Below are 22,926 nucleotides of genomic sequence, written 5' to 3' on the forward strand. Positions count from 1 at the left end.
TCAATAATCAGAGTAACATCCTGAAACGTTAGTCTTTATCGACTGGCTGGGAACTGACGGAAGACAGGTAGTTAAGCAGGGCGATATCGTTTTCCACGCCCAGTTTAAGCATCGCAGATTTCTTCTGGCTGCTGATGGTTTTGATGCTGCGGTTCAGCTTTTTAGCAATCTCTGTCACCAGGAAGCCTTCCGCAAACAGACGCAGAACTTCGCTTTCTTTCGGAGACAGACGCTTGTCGCCGTAACCGTTGGCGCTGATTTTTTCCAGCAATTTGGCAACGCTGTCAGGGGTAAACTTCTTGCCCTTCTGCAACGCGGCCAGCGCTTTCGGTAAATCGGTTGGCGCGCCTTGTTTTAGCACAATCCCTTCAATATCCAGATCCAGGACAGAGCTCAGGATCGCCGGATTATTGTTCATGGTCAGAACAATAATGGACAGCTGCGGATAGTGACGTTTGATGTACTTGATCAGCGTAATGCCATCGCCGAATTTGTCGCCTGGCATTGAAAGGTCAGTAATCAGAACATGGGCGTCAAGTTTGCTTAAGCTGTTAACCAGTGCTGTCGAGTCTTCGAATTCACCGACAACGTTCACCCATTCAATTTGTTCAAGGGACTTACGAATACCAAACAGGACGATAGGATGGTCATCAGCAATAATTACGTTCATATTATTCATGTGATTAGCTACCTTGCTGGAGCAGTCTGGAGACAAAAGAATCAATGTGATTGATGGTTTCAGTAATCTGTAATGCATCGCCGTCTGCGATGTATTGTTCTAACGCTTCGCACATTTGCTTGCCGGGAGTCAGATTCAGCATGGCGAATACCCCCTTAAGGCGATGTGCTGTTTGTGACAGTGACGTAAAATCACGACGTTGGTTTTCATTATACAGTTTCTCAAGATCTTCCGGTACTGTCTCGACAAAAAGCTGATAGTAATCGCTTGATTTTAACTGCTTTTCGTACTGATCGAGAGAGTCTTCGCCGGGTTCTTCGGGTGAAACACTGTCATCGGAAACAGAAAATTGCTGTTCGATTAACAGTAAGGTTGCGTCGATCAGCGCACTGCTGATGTTGTAATTGACGCGAATATAATGCTTTTCAAGCGGCTGGAAACCGGCTTCATCGTCGGTCAGCAGCAGCGTATATTTATCGCTGTTTTGCGCATTATCCGTCAGTACAACGTCGTACTCGCGCGTCACCTGGCGCTCGTCTGCCACAATACACACCGCGCCATACGCATTCATGGTGCGGGTGACAATGCCGCGAACTTCTTCCGAGGTGATGTCGAGTAAAACCGTGACATCATTGAGCAACTGCTCATGTTCGGCTTCCACTTCCTGCGCCTGCGGACGCTGCTTCACGCGCACGGTGTAGCGGGTTCCGATGTTCAGCTTACTGCGGATTTCGAGCTGACCGCCGAGCTTCTTGCACAGCTGATTACACAGGAAGAACGTCAGTCCTGACCCGTGATTAAAGCGATCGACTAACGTCTGGCTCAGGAAAGGATAATTCAGATTGCTCAATTCTTCCTTCGAAATTCCGCTGCCGGTGTCGGTAATGTGGAAAATCAGCTGATCCGGGCGATCTTCGTCCTGTTCACTGGTCAGCGTGATTTTGCCCAGCGACGTGGTAACGATGGCGTAATCGATCAGCAGCGACAGAATTTTCTTCACCGCCTGCATATCGCCCACAAAGGACGCTTCCGGCGCAATCTGGAAATGGTTCAGCAGCCCGAGCCCTTTCTGGCTGAGGCGGGGCAGGGCGTCGAGTAACAGTTCATCAACCATCGCCGATAACACATAACCGTCGCTGGAAGGCTGCCAGTCCTGCGTTTCCAGCCGCGTCAGCAGGGTAATATTGTCTACCAGCGTCAGTGCGTTACGCGATTCATTGAGCAGTTTGGCTTCCAGCGCCAGACGCTCTTCCGGTTGCTGTTCTTCGGTCAGCGCCTGCGCCAGTCCGTTGAGTTCCTGAAGCGGCTGGTTTAGCTCAATGCCCAGATTATGCAGCATCAGTTTGCGCGCCTGGAGGTTCTTTTCGAACTCGCGTTTGGCCTGTTGCAGCGTCCGGTTCACCATCACTTCTTTGTCCTGATCGTGCAGCATGAACAGGTAGGTTTCCGGTGAAATCTGGCTGCGGAGCATGCGTATCTCGTACACCTCATTATTGACGGTGGCCTGTATCGTACCGTGATGCTGCTCGGCCATATTGGCAATTTTATTGAGGCTCAGGTGCGGCAACAGCTGATCGGCAATCTTGTTGCTCAGGATCACGCTGTGGTTACTGAAATTGTACACCAGCAATCCGAGCGGCAGACCGGAGATAATTTCCTGATTGAGCGCCTGCTGCATCTGCAACTGCGCCGCCATATTTTCGCTCGGGCGGATGTACTGATGGCGGATGAAATAGATGCTCGCCATCGCAAGCCCCATCAGGAACAGATTGATGAGGATCAGCCAGAAGTTGTTGCGCGACAGATCCACGACCAGGCTAAACAGCGGCACATGGTAAGTCAGCGACAGCGGAGAGTTGTTCAGAGGGACATTAAAGACCATCGACCAGCCTTGCAGCGTAATGGTGCTCGCGGCGCCGTCGTCGGTCGGATCCCCTTCATTGACGTCCGAGGTATTGCCGTTGAGCTGGAAATTATCCCGCGCCATGCTCGACGGGATCAGGTCGCTCATCGGTAAATCAAAGGCAATTACCGTTGCCAGATGACCCGGATTATTGAAGGTCGTGCGCAGGGAGAATGAATATTCATTGCTCTGGCGGGATTTGCGCAGCGGAGAATAACTTTCCCGCTCGTCCAGCGTGTTGGCTTGCTGGAGCATTTCCGCACGGCGCGATTGCAGCGTGCTGGTGAAATAGTTTTCTTTCAGCCGGGAATCCTGCTGCTGCAACGGCACTGTGGTAATCAGCATCATGCTGTTGTCCTGGCCATTCAGATAATACAGGGAATAAGGCAGGGTGGTTGAGCCCCACTGATCGTCGAGAAATGCCGAGACCTTCAACGTGAGATCCAGCGTCGAGCTGTCGTGCGTACCGAAGATCAGCGCATCCGTTTTCTTATGCGGCTTGGAAACGAAGAACATATCCTGACGAAGACGGATTTCCTGCGCATTCACTGCATCGGGCGTCATCGGCTGACCGGAAAAATCATCGTAAATCTGGTAAGTCATGTAGCGATATTTATCGATGCGTTTTTGCAACTGATCGGCAAGAGTTTGCGTCGTGTGCAGTTTGTCATTCATGTACGCGTTGGTGTAGTTGTAACCGTAAAGGCCCAGCCCCACGACCAGCAACAGAATGAACAACCAGAAGAAACGCGTAATGTTGGTTGATGTCAGTGATAAATATTTACCAGCCATGATGATGAATTTTTTCCTTCATTCTTGTTATCACTCTTTTATCGGAGCACGGCTTTCGCGCAGGCCGTGACACATAACATCATTGCTGCCACGCAGCCCAGTGCGACAGACAAACTGCTCAGTTGCGCGATAAAGCCAATCAGCGCGGGACCCGCCAAAATACCGGCATAACCCAGGGTTGTCACGGAAGCGATAGCCATGCTGGCGGGCATCGCCGTCTGATTCCCCGCGGCGCTGAACATAATAGGCACCAGATTCGACGCACCAAAACCGGTCATGATGAAGCCGAGACCGGCAAACCAGAGATTGTCTACCGTGGTCAGTAAAATCATACCAAGGCTGGCGCAAAGGCTGCCAAACATCAGCACTTTATAACGTCCCATTGCCGCAATAATACGGTCGCCGGTCAGGCGGCCCAGGGTCATCGCAATAGAAAACACCGCATAACCCAGACCGGCCTGATGGGCGGAAACACCGCGTTCCGTGGTCAGGAACAGCGCGCCCCAGTCCAGCATTGAGCCTTCGGTCAGGAACATCACAAAACATAAAAAACCGAGCAAAATCACCCAGCCGCGCGGCAGAACAAACATCGGTCCGTCGCCGTCGTGACGGGTGTCTTTCCAAAAATGAGGGCTGGTCAGCACCACTAAAACAGCCAGCGCGGCCACCACGATCATCACCGAAATAAACGGTGTCATGCCCAGAAAGAGCAGGCCGGTGATGGCCAGTGCGCCAAAAATACTGCCCATGCTGAAAAAGCCATGGAACCCGGACATCATCGCGCGTCCGCTGGCTTTTTCGACCACCACGGCGTGAACGTTCATCGCCACATCGACCATGCCAATTGCTGCGCCGAATACCAGCAAAATCAGTGCCATACCTTCAACGCTGTTCATTAGCGTCAGTAAAGGCAGCGCCAGCAAAAGCAATGTGCTGGCGATTAAAATCACGGTTTTGCACCCGAGTTTACCGGTGAGAAAACCGGTCAGCGGCATCGAAAACGTCGAGCCTGCGCCGATACACAGAAGCAATAATCCGAGCGTGCCGTCGCTGATATCGAGCCGCAATTTCACAAACGGCACCAGCGGCGCCCAGGCTGCCATGGCGAAGCCGGAAAGCAGAAAAATAAGCCTTGTCGCGTGTTGCTGTGCGACGCCGGGCTGTGGCGTTCCGGCGATTTGTTCTTCTGAAGAATTCTGTGAATCAACGTCTGAAACACTTTCTGTAGCAGGCTGTGTGAGCAGCGGGTCATGAGGCATGGTGCAAAATCCCTTTGTACTGATTGGCGAAATTATAAAAAAAATTAATTAATCAATCCTGCTGCCGGTTTTCTCTCTGAAACGGGCCGGAAGGGGTTGCACGACAACCCGGTTTTCGCTTAACCCGTCGGCTTTTAACGGCTGAGAGGTTCTGAAAAACATCACACAAACTTACTAACCGGGCATCTTATCAGAAAGCATAAGTCACTGTGATTGCGCATAGTCTTAAATATTTGCTGGCGGAATACAGTAGTGCCAGAAAATCTAAGAGGCGATCACACAATTGGTAAGTCAATTTGATGAGTTATCAGTGCGGCTAATGCTTGATTTTATTAATAATGATCCCGCTTAGTCTTTAAGATGAAGTTGCAAACTTGTTATTTATCATCATGTTGTTTTTTAACGCTTTGGCTAGAACAGGAATTACCTCGCGTCAAACTTATATTTCCACTCCAAACGATAAATAACTTTTATCTTATAGATTATCTTTTTTTATGCATTTAACTTAAATCATGCATATAACTTATGGAGTTTCGGACAAAAAGTTACCGTAACGATTACATAAAAAGAACATTCTAGCCTTAAGTGACGTGTTAATTGCTCGATTTGTAGTCTATGCATTCCCCAACACCAGTTGGAAGTTAACCCATTTTCGTAATGGTCATCATACCTGCTGAACCGCTCTTCTCCGATAACGGAAAGCGTGGGCCATGCGCGTGTGAGTCTCAACTGGATGTTATAGGGGTACAACATGGCTCAGAACGGTAGCGTTGTTATTGATGTTCTCTCTCGTAAAAATGGTGCAGTAATCTCTCAGGTTTCCAGTGCCAGTCAGGATGTTACCCTCAATCAGGCCAGCATAATTCGCATTCACGGCACCCGTGAAGCGGTGTCCAGCTATGAGCGCGTGGGCAATGATCTCGTCATCCACATGAAAGACGGCAGCACCGTCCGCTACCACAGTTTCTTCAACACCGAAGGTGCCGAAGACAGCGTTCTGGTATTCGATGATGGTGTTCATCCGATTGAACACGCCGCGTTTGTCGATACCGGTGCCACAGCCGGTGCCGTACCGATTGTTCCCGCTTATCAGACCATCCCGGATATCGGTGTTCTGCTTGAAGATTCCTCTAGTTTTAGCCCGGGCGTATTAGCCGCGGTGCTGGGCGTTGTGGCGCTCGGCGCGGGTATCGCGATTGCCGCCGGCGGCGGTGGTGGTGGCGGGGGCAGCAGCAGTAATAACGGCGGAAGTGATGGCGGCAACAACGGCGGGAATAACGGCGGCAACAATGGCGGGAATAACGGTGGCAACAATGGTGGGAATAACGGCGGCAACAACGGCGGAACCACCAATGAAGCGCCAACGCTGACGCTGGCCACGTTTGCCAACGGCAACGTCGTCAATAAAACGGCCGCAGAAAGTACCCAGAATTTCACGGGTGGCACCACTCACGCCGCCGCAGGCAGCACCATCGTGCTGACCATCAATGGCAAAACCTTCACAACCACCGTTGACGGCAATGGCAACTGGAGTGTTCCGCTGACGGCGGCTGAGCTGCACACGCTGGCCGACGGCACCTACGTGGTCAGTGTTACTGTAACCAACACCAATGGCGATAGCGTGACCAAAAGCGTCACCGTGGTGGTTGATACCACACCGCCGGTGCTGACAGTCAATCCGGTGGATGGCGACAACGTCATCGATGCGATTGAACATCAGCAACCGCTGGTCGTGAGTGGAACCGCCTCGGTTTCTGAAGCCGGGCGCACCGTCGATGTGGTGCTTAACGGCGTGCACTACAGCGCCACCGTGACCTCAGAGGGCACCTGGTCCGTCACTATTCCGGCCAACGTCGTTTCTGCGCTGGCCGAAGGGAATTACACCCTCACCACCTCGCTCACGGATGCCGCCGGTAACTCAACCACGACACCGGAAAGCTTTGTCATCAATGACAGCGCGGGCATTCTGACCGTCAATCCGATTTCCGGCGACGGCCAGCTCAATGCAACCGAAGCACAGTCCGCGCTGGTGATCACCGGAACGACGTCAAATGTCGCGGCGGGTACGCAAATTACCGTGGTTCTTGGCGGTGTGACGTATCACACAACCACTAACGCTGACGGCGGCTGGAGCCTGAGCGTGCCTTCCCCGGCGCTACAGGCGCTGACCGATGGCGAAATGACCCTGACCGTCAGTCTGGTTGATGCTCAGGGCGATACTATCAGTCAGTCGACCGGTCTTAATGTTGCCATTCACGGCGTCCCGCCAACGCTGGATCCGGTATTTGGCGGCGATAATACGCTTGATGGCACTGAATCCACCGCCACGCAGATTCTGACGGGTAACACCGGCCTGAAAGGCGACGGCCAGACAGTTACCGTGACCATTGGCGGGCAGCAACTCACCGGCACGGTCGACAGCGACGGCAGCTTTACCGTCAGCGTACCGCCGTCTGTACTCGGCACTCTGCCACAAGGCACCAACAATATTACGGTGACCGTGACGGACACCGCGGGCAACCATAACACCCTCACCACGCCAGTGAGCGTTGACACCATTGCGCCAACACTGACCGTTAATCCGCTGGAAGGCGACGGTTATATCAGTGTGGCCGAAGCCGCCGGGGTCATGATCCTGACCGGGACAGCATCGGTCAGTGAAGCAGGGCGTCCGGTGGTTATCACCATCAACGGCGTGGATTATCCCGGCGCGGTGGTTCAGCCGAACGGCACCTGGAGCGTGAGTATTCCGGCCGGTTCCCTGAGTAATCTCAATCAGGACGTCACGGTCACCGCGACCCTGACTGACACTGCAGGCAACCAGACCACCAATACCAGCACGATCCACGTGGCTTCCGATCCTCTCCTGCCGCCGGTTATCAGCATCAATCCGTTTACCGGAGATGATTTTATCAACGGTGCGGAAGTCAAAACGGCGCAGGTATTAAGCGGCACCACAACGCGGGTAGAAGCCGGTCAGATTGTGACGATCACCCTGAACGGACATACCTATACCGCTACTGTTCAGGCCAGCGGTAACTGGAACGTCATCGTTCCGGCTGCAGATATGATTGTGCTGACAAACGGTACGCAAACCATTACGGCGACGGTTTCGGATAAGGCCGGTAATGCGGCCACTCCGGGCACCGACACCTTCAATGTGGATATTACGCAGGAAGGTATCTCCATTGCGCCGATTACCGGCGACAACGTTATCAACGTGCAGGAAACGCAGAACGGTTTCCTGGTGACCGGTACCACGCTGGGGGTCTCAACCTTTGAGCTGGTACAACTTACTTTCGGATCCCTGGTTCGTCTGGCGCTGGTGCAGCCGGACGGTACCTGGTCGGTGCAACTGACATCAAACGATTTGCTTGCTGCGGCAGGGGGCCTGACGGGCAACCTGCAATTTACCGCGATTGTTCAGGCAATGGATGGCACGACGGTAAGTAACAGCGTTTCGGTCAATTACGATGCGATCAGTCCGGTACCGACGCTTAACACACCGTTTGGCGACGGTTATCTCAATATTGCCGAAGCGGCAACAGCTGAAACTCTGACCGGCACCACCGGGAAAGTCGGTGACGGACAGATTGTGACCGTGACGATTGGCGGACATACCTACAACGCCACGGTGGATGGTACCGGCGCATGGTCGGTCAGCCTTCCGTCCGCCGATTTGCAGGCGTTACCGGCGGGCAGTAATGCGATAGTGGTCAATGTAACGGACAGCGCAGGCAACACCGCCACGCTGAACGCCACCACAACGGTCGATCTGACCGCGCCTGTGCTGACCATCAACCCGGTTTCCGGCGACGGTTACGTCAATATCAGTGAGGCGGCGGCAGACATCGCCGTCACCGGCACCGCCTCTGTTGCGGATGCGGGGCGCACCGTCACGGTGACGCTAAACGGCCAGACTTATACCGGCGTTGTCGGCGTCAACGGACAGTGGAGTGTGACAGTGCCAGCCGGTGCGCTGGCCGGTGTGGCCGACGGACAATATCCGCTGACCGCACAGCTTTCGGATGCGGCGGGCAATAGCACGACAGTCAGCGCTAACGTTCAGCTGGCCACCGATCCGGCCTCCGCGCCGACCATTACCCTCAATGCCTTTGCCGGTGACAACATTGTCGATGGAGCCGAGCAGAGAGCGGCGCAGACCCTGAGCGGCACGACCACGCATGTGGAAGCCGGTCAGGTCGTTTCCATCCTGCTCAACGGTATTACTTACACGGCGACCGTGCAGGCAAATGGCAGCTGGAGCACCAGCGTCCCTTCTTCGGCGCTGACCGCACTGACTAACGGAACGCTGCAAATCACCGCCACCGTGCTCGACAAAGCCGGGAATCCGGCCAGCGGTTCGGAAGAGATCACCGTTAACAACCTGCAAAGCGGCCTGTCCGTGGATCCGGTGACCGGCGATAACCAGCTGAACGCACTTGAGGCGGCGGCGGGTGTCACCATCAGCGGAACCTCGGTCAACGTGCCGGTGAACGGCGTCGTGACCATTACGCTGAACGGTAAAACCTACACCGCCACTGTCGGCGTTGGCGGTGCCTGGAGTGCGCTGGTTTCAGCCAGCGATCTGGCGACGCTCAGCGATGGCCCGAACACGATCCGTGTCAGCGCGACCGATGCGACAGGGAACCCGGTCAGCAACACCGACGTTCTGAACGTCATCATTCATAACCTGCCAGCCGTGACCCTCAACCCGCCATTTGGCGATGGCATTCTGAATGCCGCTGAAACGGCGACCAGTCAGACGCTGACCGGTAACACCGGCGTGTCCGGCAACGGGCAAACTGTCACTGTGACGCTGGGCGGGGAAACGTATACCGCAACGGTGGGCGGCGACGGTTCATTCACCGTGACCGTTCCGTCAACGGCGCTTTCCACACTGGGTCAGGGGGGGACAACGGTTCAGGTCGCGGCTTCCGATGCCGCGGGTAATACCAGCAACATCACGGTCCCGGTCACTGTTGATACCTTCGCACCGACCGTCACAATCAACCCTGTTGCCGGTGATGGCACCATTAATGCTGCGGAAGCGGACGCTGTTATTGCGGTAACCGGCACGACAGGCGTGACAGAAGTCGGCCAGACCGTGACGGTTTCCATCGGCGGGCACACTTACACCGGCGTGGTCGCTGCGGGGGGCGCGTGGACGGTGAATATTCCGGCTGACGCGTTGGCCAGCGTTGCTAACGGTCAGTACACCCTGACGGCGAGCATTACCGATGCGGCAGGCAATACCGGCAGCACCAGCACGCCGGTGACTATCGTGGCGGATCCGGCGCTTCTGCCAACGATTACCGTTAACACCTTCGCCGGTGATGATGTGCTTAATGGCGCCGAGCAACAGACCGCGCAGCTGATCAGCGGAACCACGACGCATGTGGAAGCAGGTCAGACAGTGACGATTACGCTGGGTGCACACACTTATAGCGCCACTGTGCAGGCCAGCGGTGCGTGGAGCGTTTCCGTTCCGGCGGTTGATTTACAGGAACTGGGTAATACCCAGTTTATCATTACGGCCAGCGTAAGTGACAAGGCGGGGAATCCGCAAAACGCCTCGCACCCGATTACGGTAGATACAACGCTGGGGGGTATTTCGATTGATACCATTGCCGGTGACAATAACGTCAACGCGACGGAGGCGGCTGCGGGGATCACCGTCAGCGGCACCACCAGCAATGTCCCGATTGGCACAGTCGTCACCGTATCGTTGGGCGGGCAGAATTACCCGACAACGGTTATTGATGCGGCCGGGCACTGGTCAGTCAATATTCCATCATCCGCCTTTGCGGGGCTGGCGGATGGCACCAGCCATGTGATCGCCACCACGGTGAGCACCGATTTGGGTAACGTCACCAGTACGGTCGATATTGGCATTTACACGCAGGTACCTGTCCCGACCATCAATGCACCGTTTGGTGACGGCCAGTTGGGCACCGCTGAAGCGGCCGCCGTACAGACTCTGACCGGGACGACCGGCCTGACCGGTGACGGCCAGACGGTTGAGGTGATCATCGACGGTCATACCCTGACCGGCACTGTCGCCAGCAATGGCACCTGGACGGTCACCGTACCAGCGGGCACCCTGACCGGTGTAACCGAAGGCCCGACGCCAATTCAGGTTAACGTGACCGATGCCGGTGGCAACACCGGCACTACGACCGGTTCAGTCAATATCGACTTCACACCGCCGACGCTGACGCTTGCCAACGTTGCAGGCGATAACGTCATCAACGCGCAGGAGCTGGCGGGTATCATTACGCTTTCCGGGCAGGCGGATGCGGCCGATGCCGGGCAGACAGTGACATTGCAATTTGGCGGCCAGACTTATCAGGCCGTCGTGCAACCTGGCGGTGCGTGGAGCTTCGATGTTCCGGCGGGCACGCTGACCGGCACAGCAGACGGTAGCTATACGCTGACCGCCACGCTGAAAGATCTGGCGGGAAATACCACGACGACGACGGAAACCTACACCGTAGTTGCCGCGCATCCGCCGGTGCCATCACTCAACACGCCGTTTGGCGATACCTTCCTCAACCTCAATGAAGCCGATGTTGCCCAAACCCTGACCGGGACGACCGGCCTTCTGGGCGCAGGCCAGACGGTGGTAGTGAATATTGAGGGTGTCGATCACCCGGCGACTGTAGATGCGAACGGTGTCTGGACGGTTACCCTCAGCGCAACGGATTTGCAGGCCATATCGGAAGGCCCGCAAACGGTTCTGGTCACGGCAACCGACAGCGTCGGCAACGTGGGTACCGTCAGCAGTGCAATCACAGTCGATTACACGTTGCCAACGCTGAGCTTTAACCCGGTGGCGACGGATAACATCATCAACGCCGCCGAAGCGCTGCAACCGGTGGTGATCAGCGGAACGTCCGATCTGCCGGATGCCGGTCAGACGGTTTCTGTCGTACTGAGTTTCAACGGCGTGACTTACAACGCTGTTGTTCAGCCGGATGGCAGCTGGAGCTTCACGCTGCCAAGTGGTGTGGTGCAGGCACTGACGGATACTACCTATACGCTGACGGCAACCATCACCGATGCGGCCGGGAACGTGACGACCGGAACCCATACCTTCAGCGTCGATGCGGCTGCGGCTAATTTGCCAACGCTGACCATTACCGCGGTTTCCACTGATGATTACATCAACGCTATCGAAAAAGGCCAGCCGGTACCGATTACCGGTACCACGACGCATGTAGAAGCAAACCAGGTTGTTACAGTGGTGTTTAACGGCCAGACCTACACGGCCATTGTGCAGCCGAACGGAAGCTGGACGGCGAGTGTACCAGCGGAAGATCTGGTCGGATTGTCCGACGGGCCGCTGACGGTTACGGCGTCCGTGACCGACGCGGCGCAGAATCCGGCCACGGCTTCGCACAATGCTACCGTAATTGCCCAGCCGGGTGACTTGCCAACGGTGACCATTAACGCGGTGTCCGGCGACGGCAACTTCAACATCATCGAACACAACCAGGCGACAACCATTACCGGCACGTCAACCCGTGTTCCTGTGGGCGGAATTATCACGCTGGTCATCACCGGTGAAGGTTATACCCACACGTATACCGCGACCGTGCAGGCCAATGGTAGCTGGAGTATTCCGCTGACGGCGGCGCAGGTGCAGGAATTGCCAGCGGGCAATAACACCTTCACCGTGACGGCGGATGACGTGGCGCAAAATGTGGCGACTGCGACGCAAAACGTCACGGTAGACCTGATTGCTCCGACGCTGAGTGTCACGGTGAATACCGGCGGTGACGGTTACATCAATCTGGCTGAGGCCGTGGCAGGCCTTCCGCTTACCGGTCAGACTGACCCGAATCTGGTCGTCAAAATCACGCTTAACGGTAAGGATTACTTCAGTACGGCCAACGGATCCGGCGTGTGGACGCTGAATATTCCGGGCGTGGATCTTCAGGCCATCACTACGGACGGCAACAAAACGGTCAGCGTCAGCGTCAGCGATGCAGCCGGAAACACCGCCAGTAACTCTGCTGATTTTACGCTGGCAATCCATGCGTTGCCGGTGCTGACGCTGGGCGTTGTGGCCGGCGATGGTGTGCTCAATATCAGTGAAGCAACCGCAGGGATCACGCTCACCGGCACCAGCAGCGGGCTGGCACCGGGGTCGACCGTTCTGGTGACCATTCCGGGGCTGGCGACGCCGGTATCCGGGACGGTCAATCCGGACGGACTTGGCTGGACTGCAACCGTTGCGCCGGGTGCGCTCAGCGGGCTGACGAGCGGCGTGGTGCAGGTCACCGTGACGGCGCAGTACGTGGCCGGTAACCCGGCGTCTTCCAGCGCAAGTCTGGATATCGAGCTGGGCGCACCGCCGGTTCCGACGATTAATACGCCGTTCACCGACGGCATTCTGAACGCCGCCGAAGCGGCAGCCACTCAGCTGATTACCGGTACTACCGGCATTACCGGTCCGGGCCAGACCGTTCTGGTGACGATTGACGGCACACCGGTGCTGGCAACAGTGGGCAATAACGGCGTCTGGACGGCCACCGTGCCTTCCGGCCTGTTACAGGGGCTGGCGGATGCGACACACACCATCAGCGTGACCACCACCGACAGTGCGGGCAACGTCAGCACTGCCGGAACCCTTGATTTCACCGCCCTCACGCACACACTGCCGGTAGCCGGGATCAACACGCCATTTAGCGACGGCATTCTGAACTTCGATGAAGCATCTGATCCGCTGGGACAGGTCATCACCGGCACCACCGGGATCACCAGTGCAGGCCAGACAGTTACCGTGGTCATCAACGGTAACGCTGTGCCGGTGGTGGTTGATGCAGCGAACGGAACCTGGAGCGTTTCACTCACTTCTGCCCAGTTGTTGTCCTTGCAGGATGGCACCTGGCCGGTTGTCGTGACCGTGACCGACAGCGCCGGAAACTCCTCGGTGCTGCCAGTTTCTGTCGGGGTACAGATTCATTCCCTGCCTGCGCCAACCATCGATTTGCCATTCGGTGACGGCACGCTGAATATTACGGAAGCCTCTGTGGCGACCGGCGGGCAGACCATTACCGGTACAACCGGAGTGATCGGCGCAGGGCAAACCGTCAGCGTCGCTATTGCGGGCATCACGGGCAGTCCGTTTACGGCAACGGTGGATGCGGCAACCGGCGTCTGGAGTCTTAACCTGACGCCTGCCCAGCTGGCAACGCTGGGGCTGGCGACGGCAACGCATGCCATCACAGTCACCGCGACCGATGCTGTCGGTAACCATAATGATGCAACGGTAAGCTTTACCTCCCACCTGTCCGGGCCGGTGCCGGTCATTAATGAACCTTTCGCGGACGGCAACCTGAATATCGCTGAAGCCGCAGGTGTGAACATCATCACGGGTAACACCGGCATCACCGGCGACAACCAGAACGTTAAACTGACTATCGACGTCGGTGGCACCACCTATACCGCGACTGTCGATCCGCTCACAGGTAACTGGACTGTCAGCCTGCCTGCGGGCGTACTGAATTCTCTGGGCAGTGGTACGCATGATATCAACGTGACGGTTACGGATGCGGCGGGCAACAGTGCGCCAGCGACGCTGCCATTCACCAGCTATCTCACCGCACCAGATGTCACCATCAACACGCCATTTGGTGATGGTTATCTGAGTGCCGCCGAAGCAGCCGCGGTTGCCACAACGCCAGTCATCCTCAGCGGGACGACGGGCGTGACGGGTGCCGGGCAAAGCGTGGTGGTACTTGTCGGCGGTATCGCAATTCCGGGCGCGACGGTAGATGCGGACGGTAACTGGACGGTTTCTCTGAGCGCGGGGGAAATCGCCGATCTGCCGCAGGGACCGCAGCTGATCAGCGTGACCGCGACGGAAGGCGGCGGTAATACCGGTTCGGCCTCAACCGATGTCGGCATTGCTGTCACCCTGCTTCCATCAGTGGCAGTCACCTCGTTTGCCGGTACCGGTTTTGACCTGACCTATGCAGAAAGCCAGAACCCGCAAACCATTACCGGTACCACCGTGAATGTGCAGGCCGGGCAACAGGTGACCGTGGCTGTCGGCGGCATTACCCATCAGGCAACGGTACTCGGTGATGGCTCATGGACATTAACGCTGACCCCGGCGGAACTGGCTACGCTGACCACCGGTGAAATTATCACTGCGCAAGTTTCCGATCTGGCCGGTAACCTGGCTAACGGTGTTTCCCTGCCGGTCAACGTGGATCTGACGCCGCCAGTCACGCCAACGCTGACGATTGATCCGGTTACCGGCGACAACGTCATCAACGTGGCGGATAACAATCCGACCAACATCACCGTTTCTGGTAAATCCATCAACGTGCCGGACGGCACGCCGGTGAATGTGACGGTGGGGGGCAATGCGCATGTGGCGACGGTCACCGGGGGGATCTGGTCAGTTTCTGTGGCGGCTTCTGAATTCGTGAACGGCACCAATACAACGGTCACCGCAACCACCCTTCTTCCGCCGACCATTGCCACACAAACCGTCGTGGTCGATACCAGCGCGCCGGTGGTGACCATCAACGACTTTACTGCGGACAACACTATCAACAACCTTGAATCGAAATCGGCGCAAACCATTTCGGGTACGGTGGTTGATAACAACAATAACGATGTGGGCAGTGTGGTGACCGTTTCGCTCAACGGTAAAACCTACACCACGACCGTGCTGGCGGGCGGTCTCTGGTCGGTCAGCGTACCGGCCGCCGATTTGCAGGCGCTGCCACAGGGCACCGGCAACACCATTACCGCGACGGTCACGGATGCTGCCGGTAACCTCGGGGCTGCGATACCACATCCGATTACTGTCGATACTTCCGCGCCGCTGCTCGCCCTTAATGCCGTTGCCGGAAACAACATCATAAATCTGGCTGAATCACTGGTAAACGTCGTGCTCGGCGGGACGTCCTCCGGTGCGGATGGTCAGACGGTGACGGTGACACTCGGTGGTGCAACCATCGGGACGGCACTCATTCAGCCGGGCGGCGCCTGGTCTCTGAACCTGACGCCAGCGCAGATGTTGCTGCTCAACGACGGTTCCCTGACCCTGGCGGCGACGGTCTCCGATGCGGCGGGTAACACCACCAGCGTCTCAGCCGGTCTGGATATTTTCTTCAACAAACTGCTCGATGTGAGCGTGGCCAGCGGACTGGGACTAACCGACGGTTACCTCAGTCTGGCGGAATCTCAGGTCGCGCAAATCCTCAGCGGTACGGCAATTGGCGCAGGCGTGGGTTCAGTGGTGTCTACCGTGATTAACGGCACGACACTGTCTGCCATCGTCGGCGCCAACGGGGCATGGGCCTTCACCATTCCGGCAACGTTGCTGGGTGCATTGGGTGATGGCACACAGGTTCTGAACCTGACCATCACTGATGCTGCCGGTAACGTCAAAGTTGAACCGCTGAACATTGACGTCATAAAAACCCTGCCGGTGCTGGGTGCGCTTGATCCGATCTTTGGCGGCAACGGCCTGCTGAATGCGGTCGAAGCACTGACCGCACAGACTATCGGCGGGGTGGCAACGGCAGTGGATGGCACGCAGGTGACCGTCACGCTGGGCGGTAAAACCTACAATACAACGGTGACGGCGGGTGCCTGGAACATCAGCATTCTGCCGGGTGACCTGGCCACGCTGCTCGACGGCAATCTGAACATAGGCATTACGCTGACAGACCCGGCGGGCAACTCCACCAGCACTACGATTCCGGTGGGTATTGCGATCCACAACCTGCCAACCGTCGTGCTTAACACGGTGTTTGGCGACGGCGTGCTCAATATCGCCGATTTGCTGGTCAATCAGACGATCAGCGGAACCGTGTCGAACGTGGCAGCAGGAACGGAGATTGCGGTGCAGGTCGGTACACAGACTATTAATGGCGTGGTCGATGCGACGGGGCATTTCCTGGTCACCGTTACACCGGATATTCTCAGCACGCTGGCCGGTACGACAGCGGCTGTGAGCGTCAGCGTTGTGGATGCGGCGGGTAACGTCGGCACTGCGGCTGTTAACGCCGTACTCGACCTCGTCAGGCCGGTCATCAACCTCACTTCCGTGCTGGGTGACGGGCTGCTCAGCGCCGCTGACGCCCTGACTACTCAGGTGATTGGTGGGACGATCGGGGGTGTGGCGACCGGCACGCAGGTTCAGGTGACGCTTGGCGGGAAAACCTTCCTCGGCGTGACCGACAACACCGGTGCCTTCAGCATCACCCTGCAACCGGGTGACCTGAAAGCACTGGGCGACGGTACCTTTGTGGTCGGCGTTTCTGTCACGGACAGCGGTGGCAACACCACCACGGTCAATGGTTCGCTGACGTCCATTGTCAACGCGATACCGAAAATTGTGCTGGATCCGATCTTTGGCGGTGACGGAATTCTTAATGCTGCTGAAGCGCTGCTCACGCAGACAATCAGCGGGACGGTGACCAACGGACGCGTAGGTGAAACGGTCAACATTAACATTGGTGATGGCTTGCTGAATCTGACTGCGGTCGTCGGCAGTGACGGCAAATTCTCCGCGTCACTTTCGCCGTTGCAACTGGCCGGATTGCTTGACGGCAGCCTGACGATCGTCACCTCGGTGACCGATCCGGTGGGCAACACCGCATCGAATACTGTCGGCATCAACGTCGGTATCCACAATCTGCCATCGATTGTTCTTAATCCGATCTTTGGCGATGGCGTGCTTAACGTGGTTGACCTGCTGACGGGCCAGACCATCAGCGGTGTCGCCAGCAACGTGGCGGTGGGAACTCAGGTACAGATTAGCCTCAACGGTAAAAACTACGTGGCGACAACCGGTACCGGCGGCGTATTCAGCGTCACCGTTCCGGTGGTGGATCTGAAGACCATTCTCAATGGCTCGCCAAACGTGGTCGCCAGTTTGACGGATGCCACCGGCAACCCGGCGTCGGTGACCAGTGTACTGAGCGTAGTCGCACAGTCTCTGCCAACCATTACCCTCAACCCGCTGTTTGGCGATGGCCTGCTCAACGCCGCCGATGCGCTGCTCACCCAGACTATCAGCGGGACTACCACTAACGCGCAGGGTTCGACAGTCAGCATCAACGTCGGCGGTAATATCCTGACCGCGCTGGTGAAAGCCGACGGCACCTTTAGTGTCGCGATCCCGCAACTGACGCTTTCGAGCCTGCTCGACGGCACACTGAACGTGGCTGCATCCGTCACTAACGCCGCAGGCAATGCGGTGAGCGGCAACGCAACGGCGACGGTGGGGATTCATACGCTGCCATCGCTGGTGGTCAACACGCTGTTCGGTGGCGACCATTATCTGAATGCGGCGGAAGCGGGGGTGAATACCAACATTACCGGGACGTCCAACCTGACGAACGGTACGGTGAGCGTGACCGTCGGGACGGTGACGCATACCGGCACCATCACGAACGGCGTCTGGAGCGTGCCGTTTACCTCTGCAGAACTCAAAGGGCTGGCCGACGGTTCGACACAGGTTTCTGTGGTGGTCACGGACTCCGTGGGCAACATTGCAACGTCTTCGAACCTGCTGACCGTACTGACTCATGAACTGCCACTGGTCGCGCTGAATCCGTTGCTCGGCCTGACCCTTGGCTTGGTGGGCGGTATTCTGGGCGGACAGGGGCTGACGCTGAGCGGGACCAGCCGCAACATCGCTCAAGGCGGTCTGGTCAGCGTGACCCTGCTGGGGAATACGCTGGCGGGCACCGTACAGGCCGATGGTTCATGGACGGTTAAGTTCAGCAGCGCATTGCTGAGCAGTTACGGACTGACCGGGTTGCTGGCGGCATTACTTGGCGCGGTTGTTGAACTTAAAGCCGTCGATGTGGCAGGTAATGGTTTTGATGCACATGTCGGTCTGACCGTAGGTTCAACGTTGCCGGCTGACACCCAGACGCTCGCCGTACAGTCTCTGGCGGTAGAGGACACCCATACGCTGGCGGCGGTTCACACCACCGATACCAGCAGTTCAACCACAGACACCACCACCCACACCACCAGTACGCTGACCGATCCGCTGGTCACAGCGGACACCAGTTCGTCCACCACCAGCACCTCGACCAGTGCAACGTCGGAAACCACATCTCATGCGGACACGGCGTTCTCGATTGGTGGTGTCACCATCGACCTGACGGCAACGGACGGCGTGGCGATCGGCGGCGCCGGTAACGACACCATCTCGGTTCATACCCTTGATTTCTCGCAAATCGACGGCGGGACCGGTGTCGATACCTTGTTGCTGGCGGGCACCAATCAGCATCTGGATCTGACTTTGCTCGGGCTGAAAGTTGAACATATCGACATCTTCGATTTGGGCACTTCCGGCACCAACAGCATCTCGCTGAATCTGCACGAGGCGCTGAACGTGAAGGACAACCCGACGGATGAAGTGATCATCAAAGGGGGCGAAGGCAGCCTGGTGAACCTGCAAATGGGTACCGACGGCGCATGGGCTGAAACCGGGCAACGTACGGTGGATGGCCTGACCTTCGACGTTTATCACAACGCTTCACTCGATACATCCAACACGTTGGGAGACGTACTGGTGCAACACGGTTTACACGTCCAGCAAAGCTAAGTCAGACCTGCGCCTCCCTTTTAGCGGGGGGAGGCGCAACACCAAAACAATCGGCGTAATTAAGTGGTGTCGGTAATGAAAAATAAGAAAGTGATACGGCCTGTGGCCGTTATCTTGGGCACGTTGTGCCTGACCGGGTTAACAGGGAATTTCAATGTGGTTGTGGCGGCGGTTAAACAGCCGGAATTTAACTGGCAGGCGGCACCGACGGAAGAGATGCGCGCCAGTCTGACATTACGGGATGCCATCTTGCGGGCGTTTGCGCGAAATCCGCAAATCGCGGAGGCGGCGGCGCAAATCCGCGTAGGCGGCGGGAATCTGGATGCGGCGAAAAGTGCGTGGTATCCGCAGGTTTCATTGCAAGGGGCGGGCGGGAAATCCCGTCAGACGTATGCATCGGGAGATCAGAGCAGCAACGGGTCGGCGGGCATTCAGCTCAGCCAGCTGCTGTGGGATTTCGGGAAAACCAACGGCAGTATCAGCGAGCAGGAGTACCTTTCGGACTCTTACCGGTTTTCACTTTACAGCACGATGACCGATGTGGCGCTCAGCACCATGCAGGCCTATCTGTCGGTCAAACGCTATCAGGCGCTGGTTCTGGCGTCTCAGGACAATATCGAATCGCTGACCCGCGTCAGGGATACCGCTAAACTGCGCGCCGACGCCGGGCTGAGTTCTCAGTCTGACGTCTTGCAGGCGGAAACCCGCATCGCCGGGATGCGGGCAACCGTCGAACAATACCGTGCGCAGGCGCGTTCCTCACAGGCGCAACTGACCGTACTGACCGGTGTGGTGTCCAGCGACCTGCCGGATCTGCCTGAAAGTCTGCTCAATCAGAAAGTCACTCTCGACAAAATCCCTTATGAAAACAGCACACTGGTGCGCGCGGCGCAGGCCAAGCAGCAGGCGGCGATTGAGCAGGTCAATCAGGCCGAAGCGCAGCACTGGCCGACAGTGAAAGTCCAGGCCGGGCGCACGCGTTATGACAATAACGGTGGCAGCGGTTCGTACTGGGACGATCAGCTCCAGCTGGCGGTGGATGCGCCGGTCTATCAGGGCGGTGCGGTCAGCGCCAAAGTCCGTGCGGCGGAAGGTCAGCGTCAGGCGGCGCAGGCGGATGTGGAAAAAGCCAAGCTGGATATCAACCAGAAAGCCTCCACCGCCTATGCCGACATGATTGGCGGCCAGCAGCGGCAGGTGGCAGGCGAGGAACAGTATTCCAGCGCCACACACACCCGCAGCGTGTATCAGGATGAATACAAACTCAGCAAGCGCAGCCTGAACGATTTGCTCAGCGTGGAGCAGGACGTTTTTCAGGCCGACACCATGCGTATTGGCGCGCTGTACGACGGCTGGGACGCCACGGTGCGTTACGCCGCAGCGGTCGATAATCTGGTCGATATGCTGGGCATTGACCGCCAGAAACAATCCGGTGACACCCTCCCGGCGCTGTAAAAACAGAGCCGCCGGGAGAAGCCAGAAGCATTCGATAACGAGGTTGAAATGAGCAATGAAGCAGCAACACCTTTGTCGATCGACGTCTGGATAAGCGCCATGGGGCGCGTGGCCGAAACATTCGGTAAACCAGCAGATCCTCTTTTTCTTCGCCAGCAAATGCGCTGGTTCGAACATCAGCCGTTACGCCGACAGCTTGATCGCCTGAGCGGCCTGATGGGATTGCAAATCGGCATGGTCAGCTGGAATCAGGTACGCTGGCGGCAGGAAGTTTTGCCTGCCGTTATTACGCTGGAGCAGGGTGGTATTGCGGTTCTTGAACAGCTGCATGACGACGGCAACGTTGATTACTGGCTGAGCGACGGTGGCGATTTACTGCGTTCGGCCGAGCTGGTAACGCTGCTTGAACAAAGCACCGGCCCGGTCTTTTTGGTTGGCGTCGCGCCGCGCGGGCGCGATCAGCGTATCGACCAGTTTGTTCAGCCGCATAAAAAACACTGGTTCTGGGAAAACTTCCGCGGTTCCGGGCGCAAAATCGCAGAAATCTCGCTAGCCTCTGTTTTGGGTAACGTGCTGGCACTGGCGGGGATTTTGTTCTCCATGCAGGTCTACGACCGGGTGATCCCGGCGCAATCTTTCCCGACGCTGTGGGTACTGTTCTTCGGCGTGGTGCTGGCGGCGGGGATGGAATACATCATCCGCCTGATGCGTACGCTGGTGTCGGATTTCATGGGCAAAAAGATTGACCTCAAGGTTTCATCGCTGTTTTTCGTGCGGGCGATGAGCATCAAAAATGACGACCGGCCAAAATCCACCGGCTCCTTTATTTCCCAGCTGCGTGAAATCGATCAGGTGCGCGAACTGCTGACATCCACCACGGTCAGCGCCGCCGCCGATATGCCGTTTGTCCTGCTGTTTCTCGGCATCATGTTTTTCATCGGCGGCCCGCTGGTGATCATCCCGCTATTGGCTATCCCGCTGATTGTTATCCCCGGCATTCTGATCCAGTGGCCGATGGCAAAACTGGCGAAAGAAGGCATGCGTGAAAGTGCGCTGCGCAACGCCGTGCTGGTGGAAACCATCGAAGGCATTGAAGACATCAAAGCCTTGCAGGCGGAAGCGTATTTCCAGCGTCAGTGGGAGCAGACTCATGAAGTCAGCGCCGCCGTGGGTATGAAGCAACGTTTGTGGGGCGCGCGCCTGACCGGCTGGGCATCGACGGTTCAGCAACTGACCTACGGCGGCATGCTGGTGTTCGGGGTCTATCTGGTGCTGAGCGGTGATATTACTACCGGTACGCTGGTCGCCAGCAGCATGCTTTCCTCACGGACCATCGCGCCATTAATGCAGCTGACGATGGTCTTCTCCCGCTGGCAGCATGCGAAAAGCGCCATGCGCGGGCTGGATGAGCTGCTGAAAAAACCGGTTGACCGGCCCGCTGATGCGGAGCTGTCGCATTGCCCGACGCTGAGCGGTCATTTCAACGTGCGCAATCTGCAATACACCTACGACAAAGAGAATTCGCCGAACGTGCTCGGCATTGGTCAGCTGGAAATCAAACCCGGCGAACGCGTGGCGATTCTGGGCAAAGTCGGGGCAGGGAAATCGACGTTGCTGAAATTGCTGTCCGGCCAGGCCAGCCCGTCGCAGGGCAAAATCCTGATTGATGGCGTTGATATGACCAAAGTCGAACCGGCAGATATCCGCCGCCAGATTGGTTATCTGTCGCAAGATTCGCGGCTGTTCTTCGGCACCTTGCGCCAGAACCTGATGCTCGGGTATCCGCATGCGACCGATCAGGAAATGTTGCAGGCACTGCGCATCAGCGGCGCGTTGTCGATGGTGCAGGCCGATGCCTCCAGCCTCGACAAAATCATCAACGAAGGCGGGCGCGGATTGTCCGGCGGCCAACGCCAGATGGTGATGCTCAGCCGCATGATTTTACGAAATCCGCAGGTGGTATTGCTCGATGAACCGACCGCGTCGATGGATGAACAGCTTGAGGATTACGTGATCCGCCAGCTTCACGCCTGGCTGGTCGGACGCACGCTGATTGTTGTCACCCACCGTCCGGCGCTGCTCAAACTGGTTGACAGAATTGTGGTGATGGATAACGGACGGGTGGTTGCCGACGGGCCACGGGATCAAATTCTGGCAACTGCCGCCACCAACACACCGGCTCCGGCCGCGGCGGTGGTGGCTGAAACCAAACAGGGCGCAGCCTGAGCTGCTAAGGGTCCCG

6 protein-coding genes are annotated in these 22,926 nt (G+C 57.1%); 3 read left to right on the plus strand and 3 right to left on the minus strand.

Annotated features, from left to right (window positions below; translation table 11 throughout):
- Positions 1-28: 28 nt before the first annotated feature.
- Genes rcsB through J8X26_RS11125 form a run of 3 tightly spaced genes read right to left on the minus strand, consistent with a single transcriptional unit; the run spans position 29 to position 4,633 of the window.
- On the minus strand, positions 29-679 hold the full coding sequence (gene rcsB / locus J8X26_RS11115; RefSeq protein ID WP_013574620.1) for a response regulator transcription factor RcsB: 651 nt from the start codon (positions 677-679) through the stop codon (positions 29-31).
- Between the two features lie 4 nt (positions 680-683).
- Positions 684-3,374, minus strand: a complete 2,691-nt coding sequence (rcsD, locus tag J8X26_RS11120; RefSeq protein WP_208950908.1) for a phosphotransferase RcsD — start codon at positions 3,372-3,374, stop codon at positions 684-686.
- A gap of 38 nt (positions 3,375-3,412) precedes the next feature.
- A complete protein-coding gene (locus tag J8X26_RS11125) occupies positions 3,413-4,633 on the minus strand; it encodes an MFS transporter (RefSeq protein WP_244370483.1) in 1,221 nt (406 codons plus the stop codon).
- Between the two features lie 751 nt (positions 4,634-5,384).
- Between J8X26_RS11125 and J8X26_RS11130 the strand changes: the two genes are divergently transcribed.
- The 3 genes from J8X26_RS11130 to J8X26_RS11140 all read left to right on the plus strand — a co-directional run bounded on the left by J8X26_RS11130 (position 5,385) and on the right by J8X26_RS11140 (position 22,910).
- Complete coding sequence (locus J8X26_RS11130; protein ID WP_208950909.1) at positions 5,385-19,229, plus strand: Ig-like domain-containing protein; 13,845 nt, start codon at positions 5,385-5,387, stop codon at positions 19,227-19,229.
- A gap of 75 nt (positions 19,230-19,304) precedes the next feature.
- Positions 19,305-20,684, plus strand: a complete 1,380-nt coding sequence (locus tag J8X26_RS11135; protein ID WP_165058259.1) for a TolC family outer membrane protein — start codon at positions 19,305-19,307, stop codon at positions 20,682-20,684.
- A 48-nt stretch (positions 20,685-20,732) separates the two neighbouring features.
- Positions 20,733-22,910, plus strand: a complete 2,178-nt coding sequence (locus tag J8X26_RS11140; RefSeq protein ID WP_208950910.1) for a type I secretion system permease/ATPase — start codon at positions 20,733-20,735, stop codon at positions 22,908-22,910.
- Positions 22,911-22,926 lie beyond the last annotated feature (16 nt).

The organism is Rahnella sp. ChDrAdgB13 (assembly GCF_017655185.1).
GTDB classification, from domain to species: domain Bacteria; phylum Pseudomonadota; class Gammaproteobacteria; order Enterobacterales; family Enterobacteriaceae; genus Rahnella; species Rahnella contaminans.